Raw genomic sequence first — 15,737 nt, forward strand, 5'->3', positions numbered from 1 at the left:
CGGGTTCATGTGGCCCAGCCGAGCGCGCGCAGCAGCGCTGCGGTCACGGCCGCGGCGGCGACCACGACGAGGAACGGCGCCCGGCGCCACAGCAGCACGGCCGCCACCCCGACCGCGGGGAGCCGCGCGTCGACGACGATCGCGGGCCCGGCTCCCAGAGCCTGCACGACGACGAGCGCCGAGAGCAGCGCGACCGTGAGCAGGTCGGCGATACGGGCGGGGCGCGGGGCGTCGAGCCACCCCTGCGGCAGCAGATAGCCCGCCGCTTTGAGCCCGAGACAGAGCACGGATGCCGCGAGCACCGCGGTCCACAGGGTCATGGCATCCCCCTCTCGTCGGCGTTCGGCGTTGCACGGGGACGCGGGTCGAACCACCCCAGCGCGACGGCGACACCCGCCGCGGCGATGACGGGGATGCCGGGCATCACCCACGGTGTGAGCAGCGCGGCGCCGGCCGCCGCGCCGACTGCGACGGCGAGGGGCTGACGCCCCCGCAGGCGCGGCCACAGAAGGGCGAGGAAGGCGGCGGCCGCCGCGGCATCCAATCCCCACGCGCGCGGATCGCCCAGGACGTCGCCGAGGAGCGCACCGGCGAGCGTCGTGACGTTCCAGCCGATCCAGATCGCGATCCCCGTGACCCAGAATCCGGTGCGGCGCGCCGCGGCCGTCGACTGCGCCAGCGACACGGCCACCGATTCGTCGATCGTGAACGGGGTCGCGAGGGAACGGCGCACGCGGCCCGGCCCGATCACGGGCGACATCCGAATCGCGTAGGCCGCGTTCCGCACGCCCAACAGACCCGCCGACGCGATCGCCGCCGGGGCGGCCGCGAGTCCCCCGGCGGCGATCACACCGACGAAGGCGAACTGCGAGCCCCCGGTGAACATCACGAGGCTCAGCACGCACGTCTGCCACACGTCGAGACCGGATGCCACGGAGAGCGCGCCGAACGAGATGCCGTAGGCGCTGGTCGCCACCGCCACGGCGAGCCCCTGACGGACGGCCGGCTCCTGAATCGTTCGACGTAATGAACGCATGGTCAGATCTTCGAACGATGGGCGCTCGTTCGTCAAGTCGAACGATCGGCGAGCATAATGAACGCATGAGCGACCTCGGCGACCGCATCGCGACGACCCTGCGCCGCGAACGCGAGCGGCGCGACCTCAGCGTGTCCGAGCTGGCGCGTCGCGCCGGGGTGGCGAAGGCCACGGTGTCGCAGCTCGAGAACGGCGGGGGCAACCCCAGCGTCGAGACCCTCTGGGCCCTGGCGTCGGCGTTGGAGGTGCCGTTCGCGGTGCTGGTGGACGAGGGCGTCCGCTCCCCCACGCTCATCCGCGCGGGAGAAGGCACGGCCGCCGTCCCCGCGAGTTCCGCCGACTACCTCGCGGTGCTGCTGTCGGCGAGCCCGCCGCACGCGCGTCGCGACATCTACGTGCTGAGCGCGGAGCCGGGGAGCCCCCGCGTGTCCGACCCCCACCCGCGCGGGACGGTCGAGCACGTGGTGCTCGTCACCGGGCGGGGGCGTATCGGCCCGGTCGACGCGCCCTACGATCTCTCGCCCGGCGACTACCTCTCCTACCCCGGCGACGCCCCGCACGTGTTCGAGGCCCTCACCCCCGGTATGAGCGCGGTCTGCATCGTCGAGTCGCACTGACCGCGCAGCCCCCGCGAGCGCCCCGCAACGGTGCATCGAGTGTCCAGGACACGCCGTTCGCGAGGGCGCCGATACGGCGTGTCCTGGACACTCACCCGGGGGTCACGACGTCGAGGACGCGGGGAGCGACCCCGCCACCACCCGCCCGCGGCGCACGACGGCGACGACGGCGTCGGCGCGGAGCGCCGCGGCGTCCTCCCACGGGCGGCCTCGGACGACCACCAGGTCGGCGGCGAAGCCCTCGGCGACGCGGCCGAGGTCGGCGTCGCGCCCGATCGCCTTCGCCGCCCGCGAGGTCGCAGCCTGCAGCACCCGTTCGGCATCCCACCCGAGAACCCGGGCCATCGCCCGCATCTCGTCCCACTGGTCGGAGAAGTCGACGTGGAAGCCGTTGGCATCCGTTCCGAGGACGAACTCCACCCCCGCGGCGGCGGCGGAACGGAACGCGACATCGCGACCGGCGACGAGCTCCCGAGCGATCTCGCGCTGCGCGGGCGCGGCGGGGGCCGTGCCGTCGGCGATCCGGTCGTTGATGAGGAGTGTGGGAGCCACCGTGGTCCCGGCCACGACGATGTCATCGGTGAGCGAGGCGGTGAGCTTGGTCGCGTGCTCGATCGAGTCGACGCCGTGCGCGAGGGCCCGACGGATGCCGTCCTCGGTGTGGGCGTGCGCCGCCACCCGCAGGCCGAGCGCGTGCGCCTCGTCGACCACGGCCGCGAGCTCCGCATCCGTGTAGTTGCGCCACGACGCCTTGTCGCCGACCGACAGCACGCCACCGCTCACCGGCACCTTGATGCCGTCCGCCCCGGAGCGCGCCCAGCGCCGCACGAGGGCCCGGCACGCATCGGGACCGTCGGCGACGGGTTTGCGCTCCACCACCGCCGGCGGGATGAAGAGGTCGCCGTGCCCGCCCGTCATGTTCACGAGGCCGTGCGCGAGCACCCGCGGTCCCTCGACGATGCCCGATTCGAGCGCCCGCGCGAGCGAGAACTGGACGTCATCGGCCGCGAGATCGCGCACGGTCGTGACGCCGACCGACAGCGCGCGGCGGGCGTGCGCGAGGCCGTGCAGCACCTGCTCCTCGGGGCGGGTGATGAGCGGCCAGGCCAGGAAGTCCGCGGGGGTGTCGGACGCGTTGCCGATGAGATGCACGTGCGTGTCGATGAGGCCCGGGAGCACGGTGTACTCCGCGGTCCCGTCGGGCTCGATCACGTCCACCGCGTCGATGCATCCGGCGGGCGTGCCGTCGCTCCACCGCACGGTGCCGACACCGAGGTGGGAGACACCGTCCCAGACGTGGACACGGGACAGGTGGGGGTGGATCACAGAAGTCACCTCGAGGAGTTGCGGCGGGGGAAGAACTGACCGAGCGCGCGCGGCGGACGCATGCGCGTGCCCGCGACCACGAGCACCGCGAGGGTCACCAGGTACGGAGCGGCGGACGCGAGAGCGCTCGGCAGGGGGATGAACAGGGCGGCGACCAGGAGCACCACGCCCAGGACGAGGCTCGGCACCGCGGCGCGCACACCGAGTCCCCGGCGCAACCGCAGCGCGGCGAGGACCAGGAAGACCGCACCGAGCACGAACAGCATCGCCGTGAACGTCTCGGGCCGACCGAGACCGACGGCGTCGCTGAAACCGAACAGCGCCGACCCCGCGAACACCCCTCCCGGCATCCAGTTGCCGAAGATCAGCGTGGCGAGACCGATGAAACCGCGACCGGCGACCTGGTTCTCGACGTAGCCCTGCGAGATCAGCACGAGGTAGCCGCCGGCGAAGCCGGCCATGCCGCTGCCGACGAGGACCGCGAGGTACCGCGTCCGGTGCACGTGACCGCCCAGAGCCTGCAGCGCCGCGGGCTCCTCGCCGGCGGCGCGCATGCGCAGACCGAACCGCGTCCGCCACAGCACGAGGGCGGTCAGCGGGATGAGCGCGAGCCCGATGATCGCGGCCACGGACACATCGCGCGTCAATCCTCCGAGGATGCCGGCGATCTGGGACACGACCGGGATGCCACCCGCCTCGAGGTCGCGGAGCGGATCAGGGGTCCCGAACCCGCCGGAGAGGAACGGCAGACTCACGCGTGGGACGTTGCCGTCGATGCGCGGCGACCGCGCGACGCTTCCCCCGTCGATCCCGCTGAACACGATGTCGGAGAGGAAGCGGGCCAGGGCCGCCGCGAGCACGTTGATGGCGACACCGACGACGAGCTGGTTGAGACCCAGCTCGAGACAGAGCACCGCCATGAGCAGCCCGAGGACGAGCCCGCCGAGGATGCCGCCGACGAGGGCGAGCCACGGCCCCCCGAACCATCCGAACAGGCCGGCACCCCACGTGCCGCCGATCATCATGCCCTCGAGGCCGACGTTGATGACGCCGGCCCGCTCGGAGTACAGGGCACCGATCGCGACGACGGCGATGGGGACCGTCAGACGCAGCGCCGATCCCCACGTCGAGGACGAGGCGATGCCGGGCGCGTCGCAGACCCACGAGGCGATGAGGATCAGCCCGAAGCCCAGGAGGATCCACGACACGACCGCGCGAGCGCGCACACGCCGCGCGTCGGTCGGCCGCGGGGCGGGTGGGACAGTGGTGACAGCGCTCATACCGCCGACGCCTCCTTCGTTCGTCCGGCGCGCGCACGCCGGATCGCGGCGATGAGCGCGAGGCGGCGCTCGCCGTTCTCGACGACCCAGTAGCCGAGCGCCGAGCTGAGCAGGACGACGGCGAGGAAGAGCGTGCCGACCTCCGTGGGGAGCTTCACGATGCCGAGGACCTGCGCGCTGCGTTCGACGAACGCCAGCACGAGCGCGCCGATCGCCGTACCGATCGGATGCGAGCGGCCCAGCAGCGCCGCCGCGAGACCCGTGAACATCAGATCGGTGGGGAGCGTGCCGTCGAGGCGGTGCGCGGTGCCCAGGACGTGCGGCAGACCCACGAGTCCGGCGATGGCGCCGGAGGCCAGGAGCGAGGTGACGATGCGGCGCTTGACCGAGATGCCGGCGGACTCCGCGGCATCCGGCGACAGGTTCGCCACGGTCACGGTGTAGCCCCAGACCGTCCGGTCGTGGAGCAGGAAGAACCCGATGCCGAGGAGCACGGCCAACGGCAGGAAGCCGGAGATCTGCACGCGACCCCCGAGGTCCAGCAGCACGGGCATGGACCCGTCGGGTCCGATCGGCGCCGAACCGGTGTTCTGCCCGCCGCCGGAGCGGAAGACGTCCGCCAGTAGCACCGCGACGACCGTGGTGGCGATCGCGTTCATCAGGATCGAGGTGATGACTTCGTTGACACCCCGGTACACCTTCAGCAGCGCCGGCACGAGCGCCCAGAGCGCCCCGGCCGCCATGCTCGCCAGCAAGGTGATGGGCAGCGTGAGCCAGAGCGGCAGCGGGAGCGAGGCGGCGACCACCGCCCCGACGAGCGCCGCGATGCGGTACTGCCCGTCGACGCCGATGTTGAACAGTCCCATGCGCAGCGAGAACGCCGCCGCGATGCCCGCGAAATAGAGCGGGATGGCGTTGTTGACGGTGGATGCCAGGGACTCGGGGGTCGTGCCGTAGTCCCACATCACCTCGAAGGCGGAGGACGCGGAGTAGCCCGCGACGGTGAGGAACACCGCCGTGACGACGAGGGCGAGGACGATCGCGATGACGGGACCCGCGACGGTCGTGAGGATGCGACGGATCATGCGGCGGCCTCTCCCCCGCGCGCGCCGGTCATGTACTCGCCGATCGTGCCGACGTCCGCTCCGCGCGCGTCGATCTCGGCGACGATGCGGCCGCGGTGCAGCACCAGGACCCGATCCGACAGCGCCAGGATCTCGTCGAGGTCGGCGGAGACGAGCAGGGTCGCGAGCCCTCGGTCGCGCGCGGCGACGAGTTCGCTCCAGATCGCGGCCTGCGCGCCGATGTCGACGCCGCGGGTCGGGTGGGCCGCGAGGAGCAGACGCGGCTCGCGGAGGAGCTCGCGCCCGACGATGAACTTCTGCTGGTTGCCGCCGGACAGCGCCGACGCGCGGGTGGACGGGTCGCCGCCGCGGACGTCGTACGCCGCGATGATCTCGGCCGCGGCGCGCGCCGCCTCCCCGCGACGGAACCACGGACCGCGCCGGACCGGCGGGAGCTGCTGGTAGCCGAGCACGGCGTTCTCGCGGAGCGCCAGCGGAAGCACGATGCCGTCACGGTGACGGTCTTCGGAGATGTACCCCATGCCGCGTGCGCGGCGGTCCACCGTGCTGAGCGCGGTGACGTCGTCACCGTCGAGGAGCACGGTGCCCGTGGCATCCGCCCGTCCGATGAGGGCCGCGAGGAGCTCGGACTGGCCGTTCCCCTCGACGCCGGCGATGCCGACGATCTCGCCCGCGTGGACACGCAGATCGACGTCGGCGAGCGGTGCGACCTGGTCGTCGCCGCGCACTCCGAGGCCACGGGTCTCGAGGACGACGCGGTCGGATGCGGGCTGTTCGCGCGGCGCGACGACGGGCATCTCGGCCTTGACCATGAGACGGGCGAGCTGCGGGGCGGTGGTCTCGGCGGGGACCGCGGTGCCGACGACCCGACCCGCGCGGATCACGGTGATGTCGTCGGCGAAGGACAGCACCTCGTCGAGCTTGTGGGAGATGAAGATCACGGCAGCACCGGCTGCGGTGAACGCCCGCATGGCGGCGAAGAGCGCCTCGGCCTCGGCCGGGACGAGCACCGCGGTCGGTTCGTCGAGGATGATGATGCGCGCATCGCGGTAGAGCACCTTGAGGATCTCGACGCGCTGACGCATGCCGACCCCGAGGGTCTCGACCTCGGCGTCGACGGTGACAGGGAACCCGGTGCGGTCGGCGAGTTCGGTGACCTCGCGGCGCGCCCGGGCGGAGTCGATCAAGACCGGCCCCCCGGGCTCGCCGGCGAGCACGATGTTCTCCCAGACGCGGAGCCCGGGAGCGAGCAGGAAGTGCTGGTGCACGATGCCGATGCCGGCCGCCTGCGCGTCCCGCGGAGAGCGGAAGACCGTCGCGCGGCCGTCGATCTCGATCGTCCCCTCGTCGGGGCTCTCCTCACCGGAGAGGATCTTCATGAGCGTCGACTTGCCCGCGCCGTTCTCACCCACCACCGCGTGGACGCTGCCCGCGCGGACCGTGAGATCGATGCGGTCGTTCGCGACGAACGTCCCGAATCGCTTCACGATTCCGCTCAGGCGCACCAGCACCTCCTGCCCGTCGGTCATCACAGCGCCGTCGGGACCGTGATCTTGCCGTCGATGATGTCCTGCTTGATGGATGCCATCTGGTCGGCGAACGCGTCGAGGAAGCCACCCGAGGTCGAGTAGCCGACGCCGTCGTTGGACAGGTCGTAGCGGACCTCACCGGACTTGAGCGTGCCGTCGAGGAACTCGCCGATCGAGGTCTTCACCGCGACGTCGACGTTCTTGATCGCCGAGGTCAGGATGTACGGCTTGATGGAGTCCGCGACCGTCTGGTACACGTCGGCGTCGACACCGATAGCCCAGTTCTTCTTGTCCGAGGTGGAGCTGGCGGCGGCCTCCTCGTAGACGCCCTGGCCCGAGCCGCCGGCGGCGGTGTACACGACGTCCGCGCCACCGGCGTACATCGACGCGGCCGCCTCCTTGCCCTTGGTGGGGTCGGAGAAGCCGGTGAAGTCGCCGAGCGGGGCGAGGTAGGTCTTGTCGACGACGATCGACGGGTCGATCGAGTGCACGCCCGCCTCGTAGCCGGTGTAGAAGTTCTGGATGCTGGGCTGGTCCACGCCGCCCACGAACCCGACGTGCTTGCTCTTCGACGTCAGCGCAGCGGCGACACCCACGAGGTACGAGGACTGCTCGGCGGCGAACGAGATGGTCGTCACGTTGTCGATGACGGTACCGGCGTCGGCATCCACCTGGACGAACGCGGTGTCGGGGTGCGCGGTCTCCGACATGGGCTGCTGCCACTGGAAGCCGATGCCGATCGCGAGGGCCGCGTTCTGCGACAGGGCGAGGTCGACGCGGTCCTGGTAGTCGTCGGTGTTGGGGCTCGAGAGCTCGAGCGGGGTGAAGTCGTACTCGCCCTCCGCCTCGGTGAAGCCCTTGTAGGCGCTGTCCATGAACGAGAAGTCGCCCGTCGTGCCGTACAGGAGGGCGACGGTGGGGCCGCTCGAAGACGCGCTGGCCGAGCCGGTGTCGGCGGTCTTGCCGCCGCAGCCGGTGAGGGCGAGGGCGGCGACGGTGAGCACGCCACCCATCGTCATGAGGGATCGGGGGAGGGGGCGAGGCATGGGGACTCCTTCGGGTGGGGTGCGGGGTCGAAATGTAATCGATTGCAAGATGGTCGGACTGAGTCGGGGGAACGCGACCGAGAGCCACCCTAGTCACGCTTGTCTTCTCGCGCGATTTCGACTGTGTTGCGTTCACGTTTCCCGCCTTCCGTGACGCAATCGATTGCGTAGCATGACGGTGTGAGCGATCTGGACCCGGGCGACGACCGCGCCACTCTGTCCGACGTGGCTGCGGAGGCCGGCGTCTCCACCGCGACGGCGTCCCGCGCCCTGTCGGGCTCCCGTCCCGTGTCACCGGAGACGCTCAAGCGCATCCGCGCGGCCGCCGCGCGCCTCGGCTACCGCCACAACGCGGTCGCGAGCGCGCTGCGCTCGAGCCGGACGCAGAGCGTCGGGCTCGTGCTCCCCCGATACGCCACGGTGTTCCTCTCCGCGCTCATCGAATCGGTGACGGAGAACCTCGACGCGCAGGGCATCGGCGCGCTGCTGCGCTACGTCGCCCCCGACGGCGCCGACCACGACGACCGCGTCGCCGACCTCCTCGACCGCCGCGTCGACGGCCTGATCGTGTGCCCGCCGACGATCGAGGCGAGCGGCCACGCGCAGCGCATGTCGCACGGACTCCCCCTCGTGCAGGTGGGCCGCTTCCTCGACCCGCAGACCCCGAGCGCCGTGAGCCTCGACGAAGCGGCATCCGCTGCGGTCCTCGCCGACCACCTGGCCCGCACCGGGACGCGCACCGTCACCGTCATCGGACTCGACCCCGACTCCCCCGCCGACGCCCGGCGCATCGCGTCGGTGTCCGAAGCCTGCGCTGCTGCCGGTCCCGCCGTGACCTCGGTGGTCTATCGGGGCAGCGACCTGCTCGCCGGCGTGACGTCGGCCGAAGGCCTGTGGGACCGTGTCGAACGCGACGAGGCGCTCGTGTGCGCGAACGACGACGTCGCAACCGGCGTGCTCACGGTGCTCCGCGCGCGGGGCGTGCGCGTTCCCGACGACGTGCAGATCGCGAGCCTGCTGCAGCTCTACCCCGACGCGCAGGGCATGCCGCTCACCTCCCTCCGTCACCCGTGGCACGAGATGGGGGCCGAAGCCGTGGAGATGCTCGAACTCGCGCGTCGCACCCGCGTCGCCGCCCGCCGCCGCACCAGCCTTCCCGCCGAGCTCGTGCCCGGAGCCAGCACCCGGACCCCTGAGGAGTGAACGTGACCGATCCCGTCGACCTCGTCGTGCGGCACGCCCGCGTCGTGACCGAGACCCGCCGCCCGTCCGTCGGCTACCCCGACCTCCCTCGCGACGACACCGCCGCCCGCGGCGGCATCCAGGAGTTCCCCGGGCACAGCATCGGGGTGAGGGACGGAGTCATCGCGTGGATCCTCCCCGACGACGACGTCGACCCGATAGCGATCGCCGGCGCCGAGGTCGTCGACGCGACGGGCCACGTCGCCATCCCGGGCCTGTTGAACAGTCACACGCACACGCCGATGGTCATGTTCCGCGGCGCGGCCTCCGACGTTCCGACCGACGAGTGGTTCAACCAGCACGTGTGGCCGATGGAGGTCAACCTCACCGACCATGACATCCGCCTCGGAGCGCGCATCGCGATCGGCGAGTTGCTGCTGTCCGGCGTCACCTCGTTCGCCGACCACTACTTCGGCATGGACACGATCGCCGAGGAGGTCGAGGCCGCCGGCATCCGCGCTCTCCTCGCGTCGACCTTCTTCTCCTCCGAGGGCGCGGCCGGGCGTGAGCGCAGCGTCGCCTTCGCCCGCGACGCGAACGGCGCGGCCGGCGGACGCATCACCACGGCCCTGGGACCCCACGCCCCGTACACGGTCGACGACGACGATCTTCGTCGGACGGCACAGGATGCCGAGCGCCTCGGCGTCCGCATCCACATCCACGCCGCCGAGAACCTCACGCAGACGGCCTCCAGCCTCAGCCGTCGTGGGCGCTCGCCCATCGGCATCCTGCACGACACCGGCATCCTCGAAGCCGGCACGATCATCGCGCACGGGGCGGGCATCGTGCCCGAAGACGTCGCACTGCTGCAGCCGTACGCCGACCGCATCGGTGTCGCGTCCTGCACCAAGACGTATCTGCTGCACGCGCAGGAAGGGACCACGCCGCTGCGTCTCCTCCACGACGCCGGCATCAACGTGGGCATCGGCACGGACGGCGCCGCCGGCAGCATCACGCTCGACGTCCTCGAGAACATGCGGCTCCTCGGCATGATCGAGAAGTTCACGTCGAAGGATGCCACCTGGGCGACGTCCGCCCATCTCCTCGATCTCGCGACCCGGCAGAACGCCGAGGTCTTCGGGCTCGCGGATCGCGTGGGCACCCTGCGCCCGGGGCTCCGCGCAGACATCGTGCTCATCGACTTCCGTGCGCCGCACCTGCAGCCCGTGCACGACGTCGCGCACTCCCTCGCGCTGTCCGCTCACCAGGGCGACGTGTCGACCGTGATCGTGGACGGTCGCATCGTCGTGCGGGATCGGCAGCTTCTGACGATCGACATCGACGCGGCCGTCGACGAACTGTCCGAGCGGCTCCCCGCCCTCACCGACCGCTCGCACGGACGGCGCGTGCAGGACTACGCGCCCTGAGCCTCAGCCCGCGAGGAACCGCTCCACCTCGACGGACGCCGCGGCGATGACCGCGGCGAACAGCGTCTCACCCTTCGCGGCTGTCGCCGGTCGGGGGTCGCCGAACACGGCGTTCTCGCCGATCTCGTGCAGCCGCACGGGCCGCGTGCCGAAGTCGACGGGGAATTCGGGATACTGCGGCTGCGCCCGGTCGGGGTGCACGAGGTCGGGAGCGACGGCGAGCACCATCGAGGTCTCGATCTCCTCGCCGTGGTTCATCCCCGGCACGGCGGGCGCGGACTCGCGCACGGCGTCCGCCGCCTCCGCGAGCCCGGGATGATCGAGGACCAGGACCCGGATGCCATCCGCCGCGAGATCGCGCGCGGCGGCGGCGAGCGGCAGTCGGTTGCCGAAGTCGCCGTTGACGACGACGACGCGGTCGAGACCGGATGCCACGGCTCCGCGGGCGAGGTCGATCGCAAGAAGTCGCACCGTCTCGGGCGAGAGCGAGATCGTGCCCGGCCACCCGGAGGTGGCCCACGTCTCGCCGTACGCCACGGAGGGCAGCAACGCCCCGTCGTGCCGATCCGCCAGCTCACGCGCCACCCGCTCGGCGACGACCGTGTCGGTGCTCAGCGGCAGGTGCGCGCCGTGCGCCTCGAGCGCGCCGATCGCGACGACGGCGAGGCGCCGGCCGGACGCCACGAAGTCGCGGACTTCATCGGACGTGGCGCCGGCCAGCTCGAGCATCAGGCGTTGGCGTCCTGGCGCTTCGCACGCGAGGCGGCGCGGCCGCGCTCGGTCGCATCCAGCACGACCTTGCGGATGCGCACCTTCTCGGGCGTGACCTCGACGCATTCGTCGTCGCGGGCGAACTCCAGCGACTCCTCCAGCGTGAGGACGCGCGGAGGCGTCATCGACTCGAAGGAGTCCGAGGTCGACGAACGCATGTTCGTCAGCTTCTTCTCCTTGGTGATGTTCACGTCCATGTCGTCGGCGCGCGAGTTCTCGCCGATGACCATGCCCTCGTACACCTCTTCGGTCGGCTGCACGAAGAAGCTCATGCGCTCCTGCAGGGCGATCATCGCGAACGGCGTGACGACACCCATGCGGTCGGCGACGATCGAGCCGTTCTGACGGGTCGTGATGGAGCCGGCCCAGTCGTCGTAGCCGTGGGAGATCGCGTTGGCGATGCCGGTACCGCGCGTGATCGTGAGGAATTCGCTGCGGAAGCCGATGAGACCGCGGGACGGGACGACGAACTCCATGCGCACCCAGCCGGTGCCGTGGTTGGTCATGTTGTCCATGCGGCCCTTGCGCGCGGCCATGAGCTGCGTGATCGCGCCGAGGTGCTCTTCCGGGGCGTCGATGGTGAGGTGCTCGTACGGCTCCTTGAGCTTTCCGTCCTCGCCGCGCTTGGTGACGACCTGGGGCTTGCCGACGGTGAGCTCGAAGCCCTCGCGCCGCATGTTCTCGACGAGGATCGCAAGCGCCAGCTCGCCGCGGCCCTGCACCTCCCAGGCATCCGGGCGTCCGATGTCGACGACCTTGAGCGAGACGTTGCCGATGAGTTCGCGGTCCAGGCGGTCCTTGACCATGCGGGCGGTCAGCTTGTGGCCCTTGACCTTGCCCATGAGGGGCGAGGTGTTGGTGCCGATCGTCATCGAGATCGCGGGGTCGTCGACCGTGATGGCCGGCAGCGCGCGCACGTCCTCGGGGTCGGCGATGGTCTCACCGATCGTGATGTCGGGGAAACCGGCGATCGCGACGATGTCACCGGGGCCGGCGTCGTCGGCCGGGTAGCGCTCGAGCGCGCGGGTCTTCAGCAGCTCGGTGATCCGGGCGTTGCTGGTGGTGCCGTCGGAACGGACCCAGGCGACCGTCTGGCCCTTCTTCAGCGTGCCGTTGAACACGCGCAGCAGGGCGAGGCGACCGAGGAACGGGCTCGAGTCGAGGTTGGTGACCCAGGCCTGCAGCGGAGCCTCGTCGTCGTACGACGGCGCCGGAACGTGCTCGAGGATCGCACCGAACAGCGGCTCGAGGTCGTCGTTGTCGGGCAGCGCGCCGTTGTCGGGACGGTTCAGGGATGCTGCTCCCGCGCGGCCCGAGGCGTACACGACGGGCACGTCGAGCAGCGCGTCGACGTCGAGATCGGGGACGTCGTCGACGAGGTCGGACGCCAGGCCCAGCAGCAGGTCGTGCGCCTCTTCCTCGACCTCGGCGATCCGCGCGTCGGGGCGGTCGGTCTTGTTGACCAGCAGGATGACGGGGAGCTTGGCCTCGAGCGCCTTGCGCAGCACGAAGCGGGTCTGCGGGAGCGGACCCTCGGACGCGTCGACGAGCAGCACGACGCCGTCGACCATCGACAGGCCGCGCTCGACCTCGCCGCCGAAGTCGGCGTGACCGGGGGTGTCGATGACGTTGATCGTCACCGGGGAGTCGGCGTGGACGCCGTTGTACGTGATCGCCGTGTTCTTGGCGAGGATCGTGATGCCCTTCTCGCGCTCGAGATCGTTCGAGTCCATCGCGCGCTCTTCGACGTGCGCGTGGTCGCCGAACGAGCCGGTCTGGCGGAGCATGGCGTCGACGAGGGTCGTCTTGCCGTGGTCGACGTGCGCGACGATCGCGACGTTACGGAGGTCAGGACGAAGGGCGTGCGCCATGGAGGGTCTCCAGGAAAATTCGGGGTGGCGCCCGGAATCGGGCCACCCCAGTCTACCGGGCGCCCGCCGAACTCCCGGCAGTGGACGCGAAAGGGGCGGCATCCCCTCAGGAATGCCGCCCCTCGAGACGCCGGGTCAGGACGCCGGGGTGTTCTTCAGCAGCTCGTGCCGCAGCTCGCGACGGGCCGCCTGCACCTCGACGTCGGGCACCGGGATGGCCGCGATGAGGCGCTGCGTGTACGGCTCCTTCGGAGCGCGCAGGATCTGATCGCGCGTGCCCTGCTCGGCGATCTTGCCGCGGTTGAGGACGACGATGCGGTCCGCCATGGCATCCACCACGGCCAGGTCGTGGCTGATGAACAGGCAGGCGAACCGGTGCTCCTGCTGCAGCTCGCTGAGCAGCTCGAGCACGCGCGCCTGCACCGACACGTCCAGTGCGCTCGTGGGCTCGTCGGCGACGAGCAGACGCGGCTGGAGCGAGAGCGCGCGGGCGATGCCGACACGCTGCTTCTGACCGCCGGAGAGCTCGTGCGGGTAGCGGTTGCGGTAGCTGCGCGGGAGGCGCACCTCGTCGAGGAGCTTCTCGACGCGGGCGTCGAGGGCCGCACCCTTCGCCTCGCCGGCGAGGAAGAGCGGCTCCCCGATCGATTCGCCGATCGGCAGGCGCGGGTTCAGCGACGACGACGGGTCCTGGAACACGATGCCGACGCGGCGGCGCAGCGACTTGATGAGCTTGCGGGAGCCGCTGGAGATGTCGACGCCGTCGACGATCAGGCGCCCGTCGGCGATCGGCTGGAGCCCGATCGCCGCGCGACCGATGGTCGACTTGCCCGAACCGGACTCGCCGACCAGGCCCACGATCTCGCCCTCGGCGATGCCGAGCGTGACGTCGTCGACGGCACGGAAAGCGGCGACCCGGCCCTTCTTGCCGTACTCGATCGACACGTTCTCGAGCGAGAGCACGGGATGTGCGATCTCCGGCGCCTCGGCGGCCAGACGGAGCGTCTCGGTACGGGCCGGCCCGCTGGCCACGGCCGCGGCCAGCGACTCGACGACGTCGACGGTGGCCTCTCCCTCGAGCGTCTCGCCCAGACGGGGGACGGATGCCAGCAGCTCCTTCGTGTAGGCGTCCTGCGGATCGCCGAGCACCCGCGCGGCGGGACCCTGCTCGACGACCTCGCCCGCCTTCATCACGACGATCCAGTCGGCGAGGTCCGCCACGACACCCATGTCGTGCGTGATCAGCAGCACCGCGGAGTCGAGGCGGTCGCGGAGGTCGCGGATCAGGTCGAGGATCTCGGCCTGCACCGTGACGTCGAGGGCCGTGGTCGGCTCGTCGGCGATGAGGAGGGCGGGCTCCAGGCTGATCGACTGCGCGATCATCGCGCGCTGGCGCTGACCGCCCGACAGCTGGTGGGGGTACGACGCGAACGCCTTCTGCGGGTCGGGCAGCCCGACCATGTCCAACAGCTCCAGCGCCCGCGACTTCGCCTCGGACGGCGCCATCGTCGTGTGCGCGCGCAGCGCCTCGATGATCTGCGATCCCACCGTCAGCACCGGGTTCAGCGCCGTCATCGGCTCCTGGAAGATCGCCGCGACCTCGGGGCCGCGCAGCTGGCGCATCTGGTTCGTGCTGAGCGTGGTGACCTCGCGGCCGTTGACCTTGATGCTTCCGCGCACCCGGCTGTTCCGCGGCAGCAGATCGAGCACCGCCATCGAGCTCACGCTCTTGCCCGACCCGGACTCGCCGACGACGGCGACGACCTGACCGCGAGCGATGGAGTAGGTGAGGTTCTTCGCCGCGGGGACCCAGACGTCGTCCACCGCGAAGTCGACGCTGACGTCGGTCATCTCGAGCGCAGGAACGCCCGTGTTCTCGGTCGTGCTCATGAGGCTGTCCTCTCCGTCCCGCACAGCGGGAGTGAGTGATCGGGGAATGGAAGAATCGGGGGATGCCACGCCAGACGTTCCGTTCGACGTTCACCCGCATCCTGTGCGGCATCCTGTGGGCCTTGATCGCCGTGGTCGCGATCGGCCTGCTGGCCGTTCCCGCGGCGACCGTGTCGCCCGTCCTGGTCATCGTCGGCGCGCTCGGTTGCGCCGCGCTGGTCTACGGCATCCTGTGGTCGCCCGCGGTCACCATCGACGACGACGGCGTCCGGGTCGACAACATCGCGCTCGCGTACGAGGTGCCGTGGGCCGCGCTCATCCACGTCGACACCCGCTACTCGCTCCAGCTGCACACGCCGGGCCGACGCATCGGCGTGACCGCCGCACCCGCGCCCGGTGCCACCGGCTCGCTGCGCGCCGCGCGGGCGCACCGCCGGAGCGAGGGCGTGACCTCCCCCGGCACGCGTCCGGGAGAGCTGCCCACGACCGACTCCGGCCGGGCGGCGGCGCTGGTGCGCGACCGCTGGCACGCCCTGCGCGATGCCGGCCGTGTCGAGGCCGGCATCGCCGAGACGGTTCCCGTGCGCGTCCGCCCGCGAGTCGACAACCTTCTGCTGCTGGCCGCGGGGGCGGTCGGCGTCGTGCTGGCGATCGTCCTGGGCTGACATCGCGAGGAT

The 15,737-nt window shown here is 71.3% G+C and carries 14 protein-coding genes; 4 read left to right on the forward strand and 10 right to left on the reverse strand.

Annotated elements, in window-relative coordinates:
• Positions 1-5: 5 nt before the first annotated feature.
• Positions 6-320, reverse strand: a complete 315-nt coding sequence (locus BGO45_RS03270; RefSeq protein ID WP_076490122.1) for an AzlD domain-containing protein — start codon at positions 318-320, stop codon at positions 6-8.
• Positions 317-1,036, reverse strand: a complete 720-nt coding sequence (locus BGO45_RS03275) for an AzlC family ABC transporter permease (RefSeq protein ID WP_292690904.1) — start codon at positions 1,034-1,036, stop codon at positions 317-319. Before BGO45_RS03275 ends, BGO45_RS03270 begins: the two co-directional genes overlap by 4 nt.
• Positions 1,037-1,101: 65 nt before the next feature.
• Here BGO45_RS03275 and BGO45_RS03280 point away from each other — a divergent pair, with 65 nt between their 5' ends.
• A complete protein-coding gene (locus tag BGO45_RS03280) occupies positions 1,102-1,653 on the forward strand; it encodes a helix-turn-helix domain-containing protein (RefSeq protein ID WP_292690906.1) in 552 nt (183 codons plus the stop codon).
• Between the two features lie 102 nt (positions 1,654-1,755).
• On the opposite strand, the gene BGO45_RS03285 is transcribed toward BGO45_RS03280, so the two are convergent.
• The 5 genes from BGO45_RS03285 to BGO45_RS03305 are packed head-to-tail and all read right to left on the reverse strand — an operon-like array spanning position 1,756 to position 7,919.
• Complete coding sequence (locus tag BGO45_RS03285; protein WP_292690908.1) at positions 1,756-2,979, reverse strand: amidohydrolase family protein; 1,224 nt, start codon at positions 2,977-2,979, stop codon at positions 1,756-1,758.
• Positions 2,980-2,984: 5 nt separating this feature from the next.
• Positions 2,985-4,259 carry an ABC transporter permease gene (locus BGO45_RS03290; protein ID WP_292690910.1) on the reverse strand — a complete coding sequence of 425 codons (1,275 nt, stop codon included), beginning with the start codon at positions 4,257-4,259 and terminating at the stop codon, positions 2,985-2,987.
• The gene (locus BGO45_RS03295) at positions 4,256-5,344 is read right to left on the reverse strand and encodes an ABC transporter permease (RefSeq protein ID WP_292690913.1); all 1,089 of its coding nucleotides are present in this window, start codon (positions 5,342-5,344) and stop codon (positions 4,256-4,258) included. Before BGO45_RS03295 ends, BGO45_RS03290 begins: the two co-directional genes overlap by 4 nt.
• Positions 5,341-6,873 (reverse strand): ABC transporter ATP-binding protein, encoded by a 1,533-nt coding sequence (locus BGO45_RS03300; RefSeq protein WP_292690915.1) that lies wholly within the window; start codon positions 6,871-6,873, stop codon positions 5,341-5,343. Before BGO45_RS03300 ends, BGO45_RS03295 begins: the two co-directional genes overlap by 4 nt.
• A complete protein-coding gene (locus tag BGO45_RS03305; RefSeq protein ID WP_292690917.1) occupies positions 6,873-7,919 on the reverse strand; it encodes a BMP family ABC transporter substrate-binding protein in 1,047 nt (348 codons plus the stop codon). The genes BGO45_RS03300 and BGO45_RS03305 overlap by 1 nt, the downstream gene beginning before the upstream one ends.
• A 180-nt stretch (positions 7,920-8,099) precedes the next feature.
• Between BGO45_RS03305 and BGO45_RS03310 the strand changes: the two genes are divergently transcribed.
• Both BGO45_RS03310 and BGO45_RS03315 read left to right on the forward strand, forming a co-directional pair.
• Positions 8,100-9,122 carry a LacI family DNA-binding transcriptional regulator gene (locus BGO45_RS03310; RefSeq protein ID WP_292690919.1) on the forward strand — a complete coding sequence of 341 codons (1,023 nt, stop codon included), beginning with the start codon at positions 8,100-8,102 and terminating at the stop codon, positions 9,120-9,122.
• 2 nt (positions 9,123-9,124) lie between these two features.
• Positions 9,125-10,528: an amidohydrolase gene (locus BGO45_RS03315; RefSeq protein WP_292690920.1), complete on the forward strand. Its 1,404-nt coding sequence runs from the start codon at positions 9,125-9,127 to the stop codon at positions 10,526-10,528.
• Positions 10,529-10,531: 3 nt separating this feature from the next.
• On the opposite strand, the gene BGO45_RS03320 is transcribed toward BGO45_RS03315, so the two are convergent.
• From BGO45_RS03320 to BGO45_RS03330, 3 genes are all read right to left on the reverse strand, one after another.
• Positions 10,532-11,257: a creatininase family protein gene (locus BGO45_RS03320; RefSeq protein WP_292690921.1), complete on the reverse strand. Its 726-nt coding sequence runs from the start codon at positions 11,255-11,257 to the stop codon at positions 10,532-10,534.
• Positions 11,257-13,170: a translational GTPase TypA gene (typA, locus tag BGO45_RS03325; RefSeq protein ID WP_292690922.1), complete on the reverse strand. Its 1,914-nt coding sequence runs from the start codon at positions 13,168-13,170 to the stop codon at positions 11,257-11,259. Before typA ends, BGO45_RS03320 begins: the two co-directional genes overlap by 1 nt.
• A 135-nt stretch (positions 13,171-13,305) precedes the next feature.
• Positions 13,306-15,060 (reverse strand): ABC transporter ATP-binding protein, encoded by a 1,755-nt coding sequence (locus BGO45_RS03330; RefSeq protein WP_076490113.1) that lies wholly within the window; start codon positions 15,058-15,060, stop codon positions 13,306-13,308.
• Positions 15,061-15,122: 62 nt separating this feature from the next.
• Here BGO45_RS03330 and BGO45_RS03335 point away from each other — a divergent pair, with 62 nt between their 5' ends.
• Positions 15,123-15,725: a PH domain-containing protein gene (locus BGO45_RS03335; protein ID WP_292690925.1), complete on the forward strand. Its 603-nt coding sequence runs from the start codon at positions 15,123-15,125 to the stop codon at positions 15,723-15,725.
• The last annotated feature ends 12 nt before the right edge of the window (positions 15,726-15,737 follow it).

Origin of the sequence: Microbacterium sp. 71-36 (genome assembly GCF_001898305.1) — a bacterium.
Classification (GTDB): Bacteria; Actinomycetota; Actinomycetes; order Actinomycetales; family Microbacteriaceae; genus Microbacterium.